The sequence below is a fragment of the Candidatus Ozemobacteraceae bacterium genome (assembly GCA_035373905.1).
In the GTDB taxonomy this organism is placed as follows: domain Bacteria; phylum Muiribacteriota; class Ozemobacteria; order Ozemobacterales; family Ozemobacteraceae; genus MWAR01.
In genome coordinates, this window is sequence record DAOSOK010000002.1 from 56,485 (window position 1) to 72,713 (window position 16,229).

Consider the following 16,229-nt stretch of genomic DNA (forward strand, 5'->3'; position numbering starts at 1 on the left):
TCGGCGTTCCCGCTCGTGTTGAGGGTTCGAGACACGCGAAGCTCTGGCCCACGATGACTCAGGCGAACGGGCGCCTTTTCATGCTTTGGAACTCGAGAAATGGGTCGGAAGAAAAAATGCGTCATCCCCCCTTGCAAAACTTCGCGGAACGGTATAAATTCCACATCACGCGGGCAAGGCCCGCATAGTTACGATATCCATAAGGGGGAAGTGTTGATGAGAAAGACTGTTGCTGTTTCCGCCCTGGCCCTCATGCTGAGCCTGTCAGGCACCTCCGCGTACGCCGGCTCCTGGTGGAAGGTGAACGAGTGGTTTACCAAGCAGAACCATTCGACCACCATCACCGGGCAGGTCGAGTCCGTCGAGGGCCGCAAGGTCATGTTCAAGACCAGCGATGGCCAGGTTCTCGAGCTGACCGGCCGCAAGGCCGAGCAGATCGGCGGGAAGCGCGGCGCCACGATCCGCGTGTTCGGAAACGTTCGCAAGCCCGACGCGAAGTTCCCGTCCGGTGGCGTCGAAGTGCGCAACTTCCGCGTCGTCGAAGAGGCCCAGGCCGTTCAGGAACCGGCACCCGAACCCGAGCCCGCCCCGGAACCCGCCCCGGAACCCGTTCCGGAGCCGATCGCCGAGCCCGCCCCGGCCCCCGAGCCCATTCCTGAGCCGACCTACGAACCCGTGACCGAGTCCGCCCCGGTTCCCGGTGAAACCGATGAGACAGCAACGAGCGGCCATGGCAGCGAATACAAGGTCGAAAAGGGCGACACCCTCGCCAAGATCAGCAAGAAGGTCTACGGAACCACCAAAAAGTGGAAGAAGATCGCCGACGCGAACGGCATCAAGAATCCGAAGAGCCTGAAGGTCGGCATGACCCTCCAGATCCCGCAGTAAGATCCAGGGAACATCCGATTCTCATCAACGCCCCCGGGCTTCGGCCCGGGGGCGTTGATGTTTCAGAGGCTTGCCGCGGCGCCGGTGTCGAGGAGCCAGCGCGTTTCGGCGGCGCGCACGATCGCGCCGGCGGGCAGGTGTTCCGGGGCATCGCGGAGGATCCTGCGGACGATCCCCGCCTTGGCTTCTCCCCGGACGATCCATATGCGATGCTTTGCTTCGAGGATGCCGTTCAGCGTCAGGGTGTATCGCCGGCCGGCGGGCAACGGGGCGTCGACCGCGGCGAAAAGCGGCTCGGAAAGGGTGCGCCAGCCGGTTCCCGGAAACAGCGAGGCCGTATGACCGTCTTCGCCGATGCCGAGCAGCACGATGTCGATCGAACCCGCGCCGAGTTCCGCGAGATGCGTTGCGAGAAGACGAGAGTAGGCGAGGGCCGCCGAACGGGCATCCGCGGCGGGGAGAGGAACGGCGAGAAAATTCGCCGGCGGTTCGGCCGGCCGGGCCCCGAACAGCGTCCGGCAGATCATGCCGCGGTTGCTGGCCGGGTCGTCCGGGGCGACGTCCCGTTCGTCCGCCTGGCACCACAGGGCGCGGCGAACGAGCGCCGGATACGCTGCGGCGAGGCGTTCGTAGACCGCGCCGGGAGTGGAGCCGCCGGAAAGGGCGATCGACGGCCGCCTTCCGTGAACGTCGCCGAAATCATATATGGTATTGGCTATTATATCGGCGAGCCAAGCGACGGCATCCGATGCGGCGGGAGCAATCTCGACGGTCGCACCGGCGGCCGGGGGGCCGAACCGTTTCACCAGGGACATGCCCCGACGCAGAGAGGGCGCCAGCTGCGGCCGTCGGCCCGGATGAACGCGTCGGCCTCCGCGGGGCCGTCGCTGCCGGCGGCATAGGCGGGTAGGGGCGCGTCGTCGTTTTCGCGCCACGTCTGAAGAATCGGGTCGATGAACCGCCAGGCGGCTTCGATCTCATCCTGGCCGATGAACAGCGACGGATCGCCCTGGATTGCGTCGAGCAGGAGTCGCTCGTAGGCGTCGGGCCGGTCGGACCCGAAGGTCGTCCGGTAAGAAAAATCCATGCCGGCCGTTCCGAGTTCGAGCTGCCTGCCGGGGACCTTCACGTTGACCCGGAGATGGCTGCCCTCGTTCGGCTGGACCCGCATGACCAGCACGTTGGGCTTGGGCTGCCCGGCCGATGCGGGGAACAGGTGGCCCGGAACGGGGCGGAAATGGACCGAAATCTCGGTCTGGCTCGCGGAAAGGCGCTTGCCCGCCCTGAGATAAAACGGAACGCCCGACCAGCGCCACGTGTCGATGAACAACCGGAGCGCCGCGAACGTCTCGGTGCGCGAACCGGGCCTGACGCCCGCTTCCTCGAGATAGCCGGGAACGCGCGCTCCCCCGCTCCGCCCCGCGGCATACTGGCCGCGGACCGTCGCCGACGCGACGTCCGACGGTGCGATCGGCCTGAGGGCCGCCATCACCTTGCGCTTTTCGAGCCTGATGCTTTCCGGCCGGTGCGAAATCGGGGGCTCCATCGCCGTCAGGCACAGAACCTGCATCAGATGATTCTGAACGACGTCACGCAGGATTCCCGCGGATTCGAAGAAGGACGCGCGGTGGCCGACGCCGAGTTCCTCGGCGAAGCTGATCTGGACGTGATCGATGTAGTGCCGGTTCCAGACCGGCTCGAAAAAGGCATTTGCGAACCGCATCACCAGAATGTTCTGCACGGCTTCCTTGCCGAGGTAGTGGTCGATGCGCAGGATCTGGTCCTCCGTCGCAACGGAAGCGAGTCGCTCCTGAAGGAGATTCGCTGAGGCGAGATCGTGCCCGAACGGCTTTTCGACGATGATGCGCGATCTGCACCCGCAGGGAGTCCTCCGATCCAGCAGCGGCTCCAAGACGGGAAGAAACGGCTCCACGTGATCGGGGGGGACGGCAAGGTAGAAGAGACGGGCCCGGTTGCCGGCCGAAGCCTCGATGCCGGCGAGCGACGAGGCGAATGCCTCGGCCGCGCCGCGGGCGGCAGGGTCGAGCCTGATCGTGCGAATCAGCGGCCGGAGCGCCTCGAGACCGAGCCGGGTCTGCTCCGAAGACGCGAAGCGGTCCGCTCGTAAATCTATAATACTAGATATATATTCGGCGACGCTGACGTCGTTTCTTCCCGTGACGATCAGTTCGAGGTCCTGGGGTAGCGCGTTCGAGGCCTTCAGATGGGCAAGGGCGGGAAGGAGTTTCCTGCGCGCGAGGTCGCCCGTGCCGCCGAAGATGACGAGCGTCGCGGCGCACGCCGCCCGCTCCTCCGCGACCGGCGTGGCGACGCTCACGTTTCCCCGCGGCGGGTCATGGCGTGCCCGCCGAACTGATTGCGCAGGGCGGCGAGAAATTTGTTCGCGAAACTGTCGGGCCGTCGCGAGGAAAACCGGGCGAACAGGGCCGCGGCAAAGACCGGCGCGGGCACGCTCTCGGCGATCGCCGATTCCAGCGCCCACCGGCACTCGCCGGAATCCTCGACGCGGCCGGCGATCGAGTCCAGGACGGCGGGGTCGTCGAACACCTTTTCCGACAGCTCGAGGAGCCAGGATCGCACGACGCTTCCCCGGTTCCAGAGGCGGGAAACGGCGCCGAGATCCAGCGATTCGCCGCAGTGCTGCCGCAGCAGTTCGAATCCCTCTGCGTAGGCCTGCATCATGCCGTACTCGACGGCGTTGTGGATCATCTTGACGTAATGGCCGAGCCCGCACCTGCCGACGTGCATCCAGCCGTCAGGGGGGGCCAGCGTCGTGAAGAGCGGGGCGAGATGCGCCACGGGGTCCGAGTCCCCGCCGACCATGAGGCAGTAGCCGTTCTCGAGGCCCCAGACACCGCCGCTGGTTCCGCAGTCGACGAGCCGCAGGCCGAGTCCGGAAAGCCGCTCCGCGCGGCGCACCGTGTCGCGATGGTCGGAATTACCGCCGTCGACGATGATGTCGCCGGCCGACAGTTTGCGGGACAGGGCGTCGATCGTCTCTTCGGTTGCGGCTCCGGATGGAACCATCACCCAGACGATTCTGGGAGCCGGCAACGCATCGACGAACCCGTCGAGGTCGTTCACCCAGCGAGCGCCGGCCGACTCGGCTTCGGCTTTTTTCGCCGTCGTGCGGGCCGTCGCGAGAATTTCGTGGCCGCCCGCAGCGAGCCGCCGGACCATGTTGAGCCCCATCCTGCCGAGACCGATGAACCCGAGTTTCATCACGGTTGCGCCTTCGCCAGGATCAGTCGATTGGCCGAGGAACGTGAATCCGATGGGCCGGCCTGCGGAACGGCATGAGCTCGACCTGGCGGTCGATGCGTCCCTCGATGCGTGCGTCGATCGATTTGAGTTTCTTCACATACTGCATCAATGCATCCGCGCACAGAACCGGGGTGGTCTCGGAGGAAACGCACTCGGTGAACTGCGGAAGACCGTTGCCGCCGTTGGCGAGGAAATCGTTGGTGACGACTGTGTAGATCGCTTCGGGGTCCAGGGGCCTGCCGAGATAGGTCAGTTCGACGCCTGAGGGGGTGTATTTCACGTTGAGCCCGCGGGAAACCTGCAGGAATCCGCCGTAGCCCGCCGTGGTCGTCATCTCTTTGCGAACCTGCTCAAACAGCCGCTGGATCGTGCTTCCGTACATCCGCAGGCTCGTCAGATAATTATCGAACGGCAGCACGTTCAGACAGTCGGCGATGCGGACCGCGCCGGCCGCGATGGACGTCCGGATGCCGCCGCCGTTGATGAGACCGATCTGGCCGGGAACCGCATTCAACAGCGAATCCGCGATTACGTTCCCGAGGTTTGTCTCCTGCGAGCGGACGAGCGGGCGATCGCCGTCGAGCCGCGTCACCGTTTCGGCGAGTTGCTCGGAGGTCTTCTCTTCGACCTGCTTCCAGAGCTGGTTGACGGTCGTTTTGATGGAGGGATCCTCGGGCAGGTCGGACGTCAGCGGAACGAGCCCGGCGGCCGTCACGATGCACCGCGCGCCGGTTCCGTCGGGTTCGAACCGGAGATCGAGCCGCGAAACGTGCGTTCCGAACTCGCCTGGCTGGCTGATGAACCGGTGCCCGGCGCTGTTGCCCTCGACGAGCGGCGGATCGGCGAACACGTGAGAATGGCCGCCGAGAAAGCCGGTAATCTCGGGAAACTGGGCGGCAAGCTCGAGATCGCGATTCCATCCTGAGTGGGTGAGGGCGAAGATCGCGTCGCACCCCTGCGCTTGGAGCTTCTTCACTTCCCGGCGAAGCGCCGTGACCGCATCCTCGACCACAATGCCCTTCAGGTTGGCTTTGGGAACGTCGTTTTCAAGATGTTCGTCGGTGATGCCGATCAGGCCGAGCCTGAACGCCTGCCCGCCGACGGGAATGGTGACGACGGTCGACGGCTTGACGAGGCCGGGAAGCGATTTGTTGGCGGTGAACCGCAGATTCGCCGAGAGAATCGGGAACGATACGTCGCGGAACGCTTCGAACAGCGCATCCTGGCCCGCATCGAACTCGTGGTTGCCGATCGTCATTGCGGCGTAGCCCATCCCGGACATGAACGTCGCGTCAGGAATGCCCCGGAAGAACCGGAAAAACAGGGTGCCCTGGAAGACGTCGCCGGAGGAGAGCATGACGACCTTCTTTCCCGACGCCGAAAGGCGGTCGCGGTAGGCTTTCATCCGGGCGTAGCCGCCCATGGCCGTCCCGGAGGCGCAGTCGGACGGCATCAGGTGGGCGTGGGTGTCGGAGGTGTGAAGAACGGTGATCTCGACGGGAGCGGTGAGACCCGCGCCCGCGGCCGGCCCGGAGATGAGGGCGAGAACGGAAAGAAGAGCGGCGAAAGCCGGTCCGACGATCGAACGGAGAGATGACATTCCTGACCTCGCTTTCCGACGCCGGGCGGGCGCCGGAGAAATTGTGTATCTATATGGCCTCAATTGTACCGTCATTCGTCCGGAAGGGCAAGCGGGGAATGCGTCAGTCGGACGCGGCGACATCCTCGAACGAAGCCGCTTCGTCTGCCTGCCGGGCAGCCGCGTCGCGGGCCGCGTCGTTCGCCCCAATCTTTTCGTGAGCGCCTTCCGGCGTGCTCATAAAAACGCCCGCCGCCTTCGCCAGTCCGCTCAATCCGGGGACCAGCTGCGGCACGAGGATGACCGCCGCCTCTCCGGCGGTCGCGGGCTTTTTCTCGGCGAGCTTCGCAAGGGCGGGCAGCGCCGGATGGATCAACGGGCCGTACGTGACGAGCAGGCTTACCGCCTGTTCCCGCCACCGGCCCTTCGAGCCGAGAAGCTGTCTGACGGCCGGCGTCCAGCGGTCACTCTGGGAGGCGATATCGAGATACGCGCGGGCGACGGCCTCGCGGACGCGCTCGCTCGGGTCGCCCAGGCTCTTCGCGAGCTGGGGAAGAGCGTCGGCCGCCTTGTCGCCGAGGGTCCCGAGGATACGCGCCGCACGAACGCGCAGAGCGCCGAGTTTCCGGTCGGACACGACCGCCGCCAGATCCGCTCTCGCATCGCGCGCCCCGTTGCCGAGCCGTTCGCTGAGATCGAGGCCGGCGCGCACCAGGCGGAGGTTCTGGCGCCGCATCATCTCGCGGATCGCCGGAACGGCCCCGGCGCCGAGCCGGGAAAGACGATCGAACGTTCCGCGGGCCTTTTCCGGCTCGAGCAGGCTTTCGACATCCTCGACGAGGGCGACGGCGTCAGGGTTCAGCTGGTCCGTTCCCGTTGCCGCGACGCTCTCGGCGACCGCCACCGCATTGGGATCGGGGCCGCGACGTTCCGCCTGCAGCGAAGGCGCGCAGAGGAAGAGCAGCGCGATACACCCGATGGCTGCGGAAAGCCGGCGTCTCGAAGAAAAACTCATGGCCTCAGTATACCACGCCGCCGGTCCGTCGTGCCTGCCCGAACCCATGACGGATTGCCCTTGTGGAGAGGGGTTTTGGGAAAAATGCTGTCAGGGTATGGAAACTCGGCCGGCTTTGTGGTATCTTCCCCTACCGACCGAGAACCACCCATAACATTCAGGAGGAAACTATGAAGAACGTTGAACTGACCGTCGAGGGACACATCCTCACCATCAAAGTCGATCTGAACAAGGAATTCGGCAAGTCTTCGTCCGGGAAATCCCTGATCATCGCCACCACCGAAGGCAACTACGCCCTTCCCGGCCGCGATGAAAAAGTCGGCCTCAACGTCTACAGGAAAACCTCCAACTGAGTTTTCCCCGGCTCTCGAAAGCCAAAACGTTCATCGCTGAAAAACGCGTTTTCCGGTTCCCGCGTCGGGAGAATCGCCGGAAAACGCGTTTTCTTGTACATGCCCCGGGAGCGCGCTGATGAAAATGGTCCGACTGGTTCGGTTTCTTGCGATCGTATCGTTTTTTTTGCTCCTCGATCGGCCCGCATTCTCCCTCGGCGGTGCGACCGATTCGGCTTGTATCAAGGGCGAAGCCGCGCAGGCGAAGGGGTCGGGGCCTCTGCCGTATAATTTCCGTGCGATCGACGGACGATTGTTTGCTGGGGGGACGTTGTTCAACCCGGAAACCTGGGCGAACGACGAAACGCTCGTCAGGCGCTACGTGCGCGACCTTCGCGGCCGCGGGGTGAAGACGATCATCACGCTCCATGTCCCTGCCGGCAACGACCGGTTCAACAACGCCCTGAAGCGGATCTGCCGCGAGGAAGGCCTTCGATGGCTGCCGTGTCGCATGACCGCCGAACAGGTTCCCGCCGAACGGCAGACGGCCGAGCTCCTCGAGGCCATCGACGCGGGGGCATATGTGCATTGCCAATGGGGATGCGACAGAACCGGCGCCGTCATCGCGAAATATCTCCGCTCCCGCCGCGGATGGAGCGGGGCGGATGCCTGGAAGGCCGTCGTCGGCGGCGGATCTCATGCGGGCCCGATCGGCGGGTTCAAGAAAAAGCCGTCGTATGCCCTGCTGGTGACGTGGTTCTGGCCCGAAGTGGCCGTCGAATCACGGGACGTATGCTATATATACGGAATAAAATATATTGGCGGGAAGCGGTGAGCCGAGACCGGTGACGGACGCCGTCACGCGCTTTCTCCGGAACCTCTGTCCGCCGATTTCCCGGAAGGGGGGGGCGGTCGCCGGAACTTCGCCGCGAACGTCCTCAGAGGATCCAGCAGGGAAGACAGCCGCCATCCCCCGCTTTGCGACGTGACCGCCTCGGCTGTCGGCGCTCCTGCCTGCCGTTTCCGGCGCTTGTCGATGATTGCCGCAACGATCGCGAGCGGGAGCAGGAAGAGATACCAGACGTTTTTCACGTATAACCGCCAATACAGAGCGGCAGCCCCGGAGCGCGGCTTCTTCGCATTTTTCGCCAGGGCCAGGTGCTGGAGCGCCTTGCCGAGATCCGGTTTTTTCAGGCTGCTCCAATACAGGCCCATGGCGTAATTCGCATCGGCGTCGCCGGCGTCGCGTTCCAGGACGATGCCTGCCGCAGAGCGCATCAGCCGGTAATCGGGCTGGGGATCGCTCAGATACTGTTCGAGTCGCAGGGCGGCGACCTCAGGCATGTCCCCGACGAGATCCTGGTTCTCGTCGAGCAGAGCGAGCATTTTCTTGTATGAGCCCACTTCGTGATACTCCCGCGCTTTCTGGAGAATGGCGTCGGCCGACGCTGTCTGGGCCGGTTGGCCGGTCTCGGCCGGAGGTTCCGATGCTGCCGCGCTGACGATTTCAAGCTCGTCCGGGGGGGCGGGTTCGGAGAAGGTGCCGACAGGTTGGGAGGCTGCGTGGATTGCCGTCGTTTCGGGCGTAGCGGCCGAAGATGCGGGAGCCGGGGCGGCGGTTGAAGCGACGACGACCGGGGCGGGGGAGGCGACCGGCGCCACGACCGGAGAAGAAACCACCGGCGAAGGCGCGGTCACCCTCGGGATGGAAGCTGGAACGGGAGCGGAAACGATCGCCGGGCTTGCCGTCGCCGGACCTGCTTTCACGCCGTCTGCGGCGGATTTCTGGGGGATCGAAGAGGTTGCGGATGCCGCCGGGCTCCCCGATGGGGCTTTCGGTTCCGTCCGTACGGACGCACCAGAGGAGATTTGTTGCGGGGTGACGGATATCTTCGACGTTGAAGATGCGCCCCTGGGCGGGGAAACGGCCGAAACGGATGCGGCGGTCGAGGCCGTCCCGCCGGCCTGGCCTGTCTTTGAACCGGCTTTGTGCCGTTCGGCCGATGACGCAACGTGCCTGAGCGGCTGCTCCGGAAGGGGGGAGACGGATGCCGCGGCGTCTGGGCGCGCCGGTTCGGGTGCCGCTGGAGAAACGGGCGGCTTCGTTCCGTCGACGTCGAAGCCGGTGACCGGCGCCTGGACGGGATAGCGGACGTCGGGAGGTTGGACCAGGTCGAAGATGCTCGCCGCACTTCGATCGGCGGGTGCGGTGGCGGCCGGCGCCGCGCAGGAATGGAGGCCAAAGAACAAAAGAGTGCAGAAAACCCCCGCCCTGGCAGAAATGCGGGCGATGCGAGGGGGCATCAGCGTCCGGATGCCGCTTTCTCGCGGGCGGCGACGGCGAGCGCGTCGCACCGCTCGTTTTCCGCGTGGCCGGCATGGCCGCGTATCCAGTGCCAGGTCAGACGGTGCTTCTTCGACAGCTCGATGAGGCGTTCCCAGAGCTCGCGGTTCTTGACGGGCTCTTTCGAGCTCGTGCGCCAGCCGTTCCGTTGCCATTTTTCCAGCCAGCCGTCTCCGAACGCTTTCGCCAGATACTGGCTGTCCGTCGTGACGCGGACGCGGCACGGCTCTTTCAGCGCCTCGAGGCCGGCGATGCACGCCATCAGCTCCATGCGGTTGTTCGTCGTGTGGGGCTCGCTTCCGGACAGTTCCCGTTCGGCCGCCTCGAACCGGAGAATGGCCCCCCAGCCGCCGGGCCCGGGATTTCCGCTGCATGCGCCGTCGCAGAACAACTCGACCGTCTTCAACTCCTGATCAGGATTCATTCGGACCCCCGCGCGTATCGACCGTGCCGACGATGTATCCGGCGGAAACGTCCGGGGCGGGAGCCGCCGTCAGAACGATATCCGGTAATACAATATCGACGCGTGTGCCTTGATTGACCTTGCTCGAAATCGTGATCTGTCCGTTCATGACCGTCACGAGCTGTTTCACGATGGGGAGGCCGATGCCAGCCCCGCCGTATTTCCGGGTGATGCCGGAGCTGACCTGGTAGAACGGTTCGAAGACGTTGCCGATGTTTTCCGCGGGGATGCCGATCCCGGTGTCAGTGATGGAAATGCGCAGGGCCCGGTCGTCGGCGGTGATGCTCAGCGTGACGGTCCCCTCGCGGGTGAACTTGAAGGCGTTGAGGAGGATGTTCACGACGATCTGCCTCAGATGCTGCTGGTCCGCGTAAAGGCTGACCGGGGCATCCGGGGCCTCGAGTGCGAACCGGAGCTTCTTTTCCCGCGCCTGAGCCTCGGCGAGCGGCATGAGGAAGTCGAGCAGTTCCTGCAGCATGAAGTGCTTGAGATCGGGCGACGAGATGCCGTTCTCCAGTTTCGAGAACTGGAGAATGCCGTCGATCAGGTTCTGAAGGTGAGCGGCGCTTTTCTGGATCCGGGTGCCGAGTTCTCGCACTTCGGGGCCCGTGAACCTGCTCATGGGACCGGTCGAATCGCCGAGCATCTGCCCGTAGGCCAGGATGGCGGAAAGCGGCGTGCGAAGCTCGTGCGTGATGAGGGAGAGAAAATGCGATTTCGAGATGACGGCCGTCTCGGCGGACTCTTTCGCGATTTTCAGCGCCTCCTCGGCCTGCGTGCTTCGCTGGATTTCCCGCTCGAGTTCGAGGATGTGCGCCTTGCGAAGCTGGCTTTCCGTTTCGAGCCGTACGAACGCCTCGTGGGCGTCGCGGATCTTCTTCGCCATGGTTTCGTACACCCGAAGCCCGAGAACCGGACCGAAGATGTCCACGAGAGGCTTTTCGACCGCCAGCGGCTCGATCTCGGGGGAGAAGACCGAGACGACCGTCATCCCCATCCGCTGAACGCCGAGACCGACGATGAAATACCCCAGGGCCAGGATCACGTGAACCGGATGCGACGCGACGGCGAGAGGGGAATGGCCGGCGAAGAGGGGGCCGTAGACCGCGCAGCCGACGCTCAGCAGAAGCGTTCCGAAACAGATCTGGCGCGCCGCGGTCCTGAGAGTGCCCTGGGCGTCCCGCCAGATTTTCAGGGTGATGGCCGTCATATACCCGATGACGAAGGAATACAGCAGCCCGAAGACGACTTCCTTCTTGAGCGGGATATCGGGGTCGATCGATATAATATCTGGTGAAATATATATCGCGATCGCGGAATACAGGATGATGATGCCGATGAACGTCATCGCAGAACCGATCCCCGGCGAGACCCGGCATACCCGCGCCAGTTGCAACACGCCGGCGACGCCGAAAACGAGCGCCGAAACGAAGAACAGGTTGGGAACGATCGACGTCTTGATCATCCCCAGGCCCGTGAGCCAGATGATCAGGTCCGATCCGTTCGCGCAGGCGGCGCAGACGAGGGCGATCGTGACGTTCGTCAGGGAATCGCGCAGCATGCTCCGGGGCGGGATCTGGGACAGGCCCTGCCACGCGACGTAGACGGCCGCGATGTTGAAACCGGTGAAAACGCTGAAGATGATGCGGGCGTGCTCGGTCGTGCCGCTCGCGAACCCGAGCAGACGGCAGGCGAAAAAGCCGAGACCGAACGTCGCGAGCAGGACGATGCCTTGCATGGCCTCATAACCGAAGGAGGGGAGAGGATACGATTCCGGATTGCACGTCGCGGAGCTTTCACCGGACCGTGCGGCATCCGACAGCAGGTGCCATTCGCCGTCCCCGTCGGGCATCGTATCCTTGCGCTCTCTCACATCGCGTCCTCCGGACCATTATGCAGGAGAATCAGTCGAATGTCCATATATCATTAAGAATATCATACGTCTCCTCCCCGCCGACGAGGAAGACCCGGCCGCCCGATCGGGCGATGCCAGCCTGCTGGCGCGGCGAGAATCTGCCGGCGTCCAGCGCATCGTGCGACAGAAGCCTGTTCCAGGAAATCCCGTCGCCGCTCGTCCAGACGTCGTTCAGGCAATCGTCGAAGCCGGAAGGGGAGACCCCGAAGCCGCCGATCAGCCAGGCCTTGCCGTCGATGACCGCGTGGGCCGCGCCCTGACGCGCCGAGAACGGGGCCGAGACGGTCGACAGCGTCCAGAGCGAACCGTTCGTCGAATGCCAGATATCACCCAGCGGCCCGGCCGCGCCGGCCGCATCGGTGCCGTATCCCCCCCAGACGAACATCCTGCCGCCGATCACGCCCGCCGCGGCGAGCCTGCGCGGGAAATACGCCGACGTGACGGACGTCTCGCTCCACGACACGCCGTTGCTCGACGTCCAGACGTCGTTCAGCAGGGTTTCCAGACCGTCCGCGTCGTAGGTCTGGCCGGCGATCATCCAGAGCTTGTTGTCGAAAACGAACATGTTATGATCGCCCCGCGCCCAGTACTCCGCGGAAGCCGATTCGAGCCGCCAGGTGACGCCGTCGGCGCTGGACCACACGTCGTCGGCCACGTCGATCCCGGTGCCGGTGTCGATGTAGCCGCCCGTCATCCAGATCCGCCCGTTGAACACGGCGCAGGCGTGGTTCGTCCTGCCGCTGAACTGGCCGGACCCGGGCGATTCGGTGTGTGCGAGCACGGGAGTCCACGTCTCGCCATCGCTCGAACTCCAGACGTCGTTGAAGAACGTCGCACCGTCCGTTCCGCCGATGACCCACAGGCGATCAAGAAACGAGATCGTCGCGTGCCCCCGTCTCGGGGCAAACCTGTCCGTCGCGGTGAAATCGCTCGGGAGAATCTCTCTCCAGACCGTGCCCGCGAGCGTCACCGTGTCGAACCGCCAGGAAACCGGCGCGACCAGCGTGTTGCCGTTGCCGTCGCGGGCCGAGGTCGAAACCGTCACGACGCACGCGGCCGAGGCCGGAAGCGAAGCGGACGGAGTGAAGGTCATCGTCGTACCGGACCAGGAAAACGTTCCTGCGACGGCGGCGCCTCCGGCGGTCATGCCGAACGCCGATGCGACGGACGCCTGGTCCATCGTCTTCGAGAACGTCATTCGGACGACGGTGCCGGTCGCCACGCTGGTTGCCCCCGGTGCAGGATACTCGCTGCCCGCGACAAGCTGCGGCCGGCTCTCGACGATGAAGTAGCTCGAGAACGTCCCGGCGAGCTGCTGCCCCGCGGCCGATTTCGCCGTCGTCGCGAGTTGCACGGAATACGCGGTTCCGAATGCCAGCCCGTTCGGCCAGGTCAGGCCGACGACGGTGTCGCCCGAACTCCACGTGACGACGGGCGTTTCGGCGGGTGCGGGGGCGACCGACAGGGCGGCGACCGTCGAGGCCCGATCCATCGCCGCGTCGAAGGTCAGCGTCAGGCTCGTCGTGCGGCGCACATCGGTTGCGCCGACGGCCGGCGATATCGCCAGCAGTTTCGGGCCGACCGCGGCCGCGGTTGTGAACTCGAGAACCAGGTCGCCCGCGATGGCGGTTCCCACGATGTTCCGGGCCCCGTTTCCGACCGTGACGGTGTGCAGAATTCCTCCGCCGAATCCGCCCGTGTAGGAAATCGTGAGACGCCGCTGATCCGCGCTCCAGATGCTGCTCTTCTGCCCGAGTCCTTCGGGAGCGACGGCGACGGAAACCGTCGAGGTCGCCATCGGCGCCGAAAAGTCGAGGACGACGCTTTGGTTGGCCGGCACGTTCGCCGCGCCGTCGGCGGGAACGGTCGACGAGATCACGGGAGCCGTGTCTGGTGCGGTCGTGAACGTCGCGATCCAGTCGGCGGCCATGCGGACGCCGTTCAGCCGGGTCGCGCTGCTGGCCACCCGCACCGTGTATTCGAGGCCCATCCCCAGAGGGGAGGAAGGAACGAAGACGAACCGGTCCGATTCCCAGCGGGAGCTGCCGGCGACGGCGCTGCCGCCCGTCTTCAGGCTGAAGGCCGATGCGACGCTTGCCTGGTTCATCGCCGTCGAGAACGCCAGGCTGACGACGGTCGAAGACGCGACGAACGTGGCGTTCGCCCGGGGCGTTTCCTGCCCGTCGAGAACGGTCGGCGGCGTCGTATCGGTGAACGAGGCGTCGAGGGTCCGGAAAACGCTCGATACCGGCTGGACGAGCGAAATGCCCGATGCGTCGCGGGCTCCCGTGCCGATGCCGAGCGTGTAGGTCGTGAGACTGCTCAGGGGCTGCGACCAGGAGAACTCGAACCGCCGCCCGCCGTCGGAAACGCGTGTTCTGCGGGTGCCGGCGGCGGCGGGGCTCAGCGAGACGGCGCCGAGCACGCTTGCTGCGTCCATCGCTTCGCTGAACAGGATCGTCAGGGAAGCGGTCGTCGAAACGCCGGTCGCTCCGTTCCCCGGGGTGATCGAGACGACGGCCGGAGCCTCGTCGTCGATGGTCGTGAACGCGACGGATGCTGTCGCGACGAGGCCGATCCCCGTCGAACTTTTCGCGGCCGTGCCGACGGTGACCGTGACGGTGGTGGCGTTTGCCCAGGCCGGAGACGGGGTGAGCGTGGCGACGGTGGCGTCGGCGCTCCACGAGATCGAGACGCCGCCGGAGGGGGCCGGAACGAGGGTCAGGGCGTCCGCAAGGCCGGTCGTGAGCATCGGCTGAGTGAACGCGAGCGTGAGCGGCTGCCCGCGGGAAACGGTGGTCGCTCCGGAAACCGGCGTCGAGCCGGCAAGCGCCGGGGCCAGAACGGAGCCGGTTTTGAACGTGAGGATGAACGGCGCGGAAAGCCCGTTCCCGGACTGGTCGGCGGCGCCCGTGTCCATGGTCAGAAGCATCTGGCTCTCGGCCGGCCACAGCAGGGTCGGCGTGATCGTCAGCCGGGTGCCGGTCGTATCCCATCGGTAGACGAGCCCGTCCGTCGCGGGCGAGACGCGGATGGCGGCTTCGGTCTCCGCCGTGTTCATCGGTTCGGAAAACGTCAGCAGGATCGGGGCGTTGCGCTCATTCCCCGAACTGCCGTCGGTCGGAACGGCGCCGGCCACGACCGGGGGGGGTGGCGTCGCGGGTGAAGAACCGGAACCTCGTCGTTCCCGAGAGGGGGAGGTTCGAGCTGTCGCGCGCCGCCGATGAGAAGCTGGCGATCACTTCCCGGCCTTCGTGGAACGGGGACGTCCAGGCGATCGTCAGTTCGGTGTCGCCCGAGGCCCAGCTGAAGGTCGGTGTGCCCGCGGGGGCGGGGGCGACGGAGAATGCGCCCGCGGTCAGCGTGCGGTTCATCGCCCTGCTGAACCCGAATTTCAGCGTGGTTGGCGGAACGGAGAGGATGCTTTCGGGCTCGGGTTCGAGCATGGAGACGGTCGGCCCGGATGCGGCGGAGGTGCGGAAGGTGAATCTGACAGGCTTGCCGAGGGTCAGACCGTCGGTGTCGGCCGCCGAGGCCCCGATTTCGATCGTGTAGTCGGTCTCGGCCTGCCACAGGGTCGCCGGAAGGATCCCGACGACGGTGCGGTCGGCCGACCAGTCGAAACTGAACTGGCTGACGGCCGGCTGGACCGCTGCGACGGCCGCCTCGACCGAGGCGCGGATCATCGGTTTCGAGAACCGGAGGAAGATGCGCGAGTTGATCGCGACCTGGAGGGAGCCGCTCGCCGGGGCGACGGCCGCCAGGACCGGCGCCGGCTGACCGGAGGGATCGCGGGTGGTGAACGACCAGGCATACTCCCTCCCCAGCCCGGCGCCGGCCAGGCTCGTCGCCGACGAGGCGACGCACACCGTCACGACCGTGTCGCCGGCCCAGGGGGCGGGGAACGTCAGGAACAGGTGCCGGTTGTCGGTCCAGGTCGCTTCCGCCGCGCCGGGCGCGGGCGAGATCGTCGTCGCCCCGACCACGCTGTCGCGGTCCATCTCGAGATCGAACGCCAGTTCGACGGGCGTGAAGCCGGGAACGTCCGAGGCGCCGTCGGCCGGGGAAAACGCGACCAGCCGGGGTGTTCCGCCGGTCGGGGCGGCTTCGGCCTCGATCAGCGACACCGGGAACTCCCGTGCGAAGGAGAGTCCGTCGGAACGCTTGATGACCCAGCGCAGGAGGAGCCGGTCGGCCAGGTCCGCGGGGCTCAGGCCGGCGATGGCAAAGCGAAGCGTATAGATCAGAGAGCCGCCCTGAGAAGAGCGTGATATATATGGAGAATTATTCATGGAAAGGACGGCGCGGCCGAGCCCGTCCGGTGGGAACGCCCGCGACTCGGAGGAATCCGCGATCGTCCCCGGCGGAAGAGCGCCGTTGACGCCGACGATGGTCAGTTCGTTCGAGA

Annotated in this window: 13 protein-coding genes; 3 read left to right on the plus strand and 10 right to left on the minus strand. The window is 65.6% G+C overall.

The genetic code is table 11. From position 1 onward, the window contains the following. The first annotated feature begins 216 nt into the window (after nucleotides 1–216). On the plus strand, nucleotides 217–888 hold the full coding sequence (locus tag PLU72_01180) for a LysM peptidoglycan-binding domain-containing protein (protein HOT26766.1): 672 nt from the start codon (nucleotides 217–219) through the stop codon (nucleotides 886–888). 62 nt (nucleotides 889–950) lie between these two features. Here PLU72_01180 and pgl read toward each other — a convergent pair whose 3' ends face one another. The 5 genes from pgl to PLU72_01205 form a co-directional block, all read right to left on the minus strand. Continuing rightward, a complete protein-coding gene (gene pgl, locus PLU72_01185) occupies nucleotides 951–1,694 on the minus strand; it encodes a 6-phosphogluconolactonase (protein HOT26767.1) in 744 nt (247 codons plus the stop codon). Beyond that, nucleotides 1,691–3,226: a glucose-6-phosphate dehydrogenase gene (zwf, locus tag PLU72_01190; GenBank protein ID HOT26768.1), complete on the minus strand. Its 1,536-nt coding sequence runs from the start codon at nucleotides 3,224–3,226 to the stop codon at nucleotides 1,691–1,693. The genes pgl and zwf overlap by 4 nt, the downstream gene beginning before the upstream one ends. Continuing rightward, entirely contained in the window at nucleotides 3,223–4,185 is a 963-nt protein-coding gene (gnd, locus tag PLU72_01195; protein ID HOT26769.1) for a decarboxylating 6-phosphogluconate dehydrogenase, read from the minus strand. The genes zwf and gnd overlap by 4 nt, the downstream gene beginning before the upstream one ends. Further along, on the minus strand, nucleotides 4,154–5,773 hold the full coding sequence (locus tag PLU72_01200; protein HOT26770.1) for a bifunctional UDP-sugar hydrolase/5'-nucleotidase: 1,620 nt from the start codon (nucleotides 5,771–5,773) through the stop codon (nucleotides 4,154–4,156). The genes gnd and PLU72_01200 overlap by 32 nt, the downstream gene beginning before the upstream one ends. A 103-nt stretch (nucleotides 5,774–5,876) precedes the next feature. Continuing rightward, nucleotides 5,877–6,767, minus strand: coding sequence for a HEAT repeat domain-containing protein (locus PLU72_01205; GenBank protein HOT26771.1), 891 nt, complete (start codon nucleotides 6,765–6,767; stop codon nucleotides 5,877–5,879). Between the two features lie 170 nt (nucleotides 6,768–6,937). Between PLU72_01205 and PLU72_01210 the strand changes: the two genes are divergently transcribed. Further along, nucleotides 6,938–7,120: a hypothetical protein gene (locus PLU72_01210; protein HOT26772.1), complete on the plus strand. Its 183-nt coding sequence runs from the start codon at nucleotides 6,938–6,940 to the stop codon at nucleotides 7,118–7,120. Nucleotides 7,121–7,238: 118 nt separating this feature from the next. Then, nucleotides 7,239–7,934, plus strand: a complete 696-nt coding sequence (locus tag PLU72_01215; GenBank protein HOT26773.1) for a hypothetical protein — start codon at nucleotides 7,239–7,241, stop codon at nucleotides 7,932–7,934. A gap of 23 nt (nucleotides 7,935–7,957) precedes the next feature. Here PLU72_01215 and PLU72_01220 read toward each other — a convergent pair whose 3' ends face one another. The 5 genes from PLU72_01220 to PLU72_01240 are packed head-to-tail and all read right to left on the minus strand — an operon-like array spanning nucleotide 7,958 to nucleotide 16,113. Further along, nucleotides 7,958–9,454 (minus strand): hypothetical protein, encoded by a 1,497-nt coding sequence (locus PLU72_01220; protein HOT26774.1) that lies wholly within the window; start codon nucleotides 9,452–9,454, stop codon nucleotides 7,958–7,960. Then, nucleotides 9,403–9,849: a ribonuclease HI gene (gene rnhA / locus PLU72_01225; GenBank protein HOT26775.1), complete on the minus strand. Its 447-nt coding sequence runs from the start codon at nucleotides 9,847–9,849 to the stop codon at nucleotides 9,403–9,405. The genes PLU72_01220 and rnhA overlap by 52 nt, the downstream gene beginning before the upstream one ends. Before the next feature lie 7 nt (nucleotides 9,850–9,856). Beyond that, a complete protein-coding gene (locus PLU72_01230; protein HOT26776.1) occupies nucleotides 9,857–11,779 on the minus strand; it encodes a HAMP domain-containing sensor histidine kinase in 1,923 nt (640 codons plus the stop codon). A 31-nt stretch (nucleotides 11,780–11,810) separates the two neighbouring features. Beyond that, nucleotides 11,811–14,960, minus strand: a complete 3,150-nt coding sequence (locus tag PLU72_01235) for an Ig-like domain-containing protein (GenBank protein ID HOT26777.1) — start codon at nucleotides 14,958–14,960, stop codon at nucleotides 11,811–11,813. Further along, nucleotides 14,920–16,113 carry an Ig-like domain-containing protein gene (locus PLU72_01240; GenBank protein ID HOT26778.1) on the minus strand — a complete coding sequence of 398 codons (1,194 nt, stop codon included), beginning with the start codon at nucleotides 16,111–16,113 and terminating at the stop codon, nucleotides 14,920–14,922. The genes PLU72_01235 and PLU72_01240 overlap by 41 nt, the downstream gene beginning before the upstream one ends. Nucleotides 16,114–16,229 lie beyond the last annotated feature (116 nt).

What these genes read in the sequence shown, in the direction of transcription:
- PLU72_01180 (HOT26766.1), top strand. Translation starts at nt 217, where the DNA reads ATGAGAAAGACTGTTGCTGTTTCCGCCCTGGCCCTCATGCTGAGCCTG.
- PLU72_01200 (HOT26770.1), bottom strand. Translation starts at nt 5,773, where the DNA reads ATGTCATCTCTCCGTTCGATCGTCGGACCGGCTTTCGCCGCTCTTCTT.
- PLU72_01205 (HOT26771.1), bottom strand. Translation starts at nt 6,767, where the DNA reads ATGAGTTTTTCTTCGAGACGCCGGCTTTCCGCAGCCATCGGGTGTATC.
- PLU72_01210 (HOT26772.1), top strand. Translation starts at nt 6,938, where the DNA reads ATGAAGAACGTTGAACTGACCGTCGAGGGACACATCCTCACCATCAAA.
- PLU72_01215 (HOT26773.1), top strand. Translation starts at nt 7,239, where the DNA reads ATGAAAATGGTCCGACTGGTTCGGTTTCTTGCGATCGTATCGTTTTTT.
- PLU72_01240 (HOT26778.1), bottom strand. Translation starts at nt 16,113, where the DNA reads ATGAATAATTCTCCATATATATCACGCTCTTCTCAGGGCGGCTCTCTG.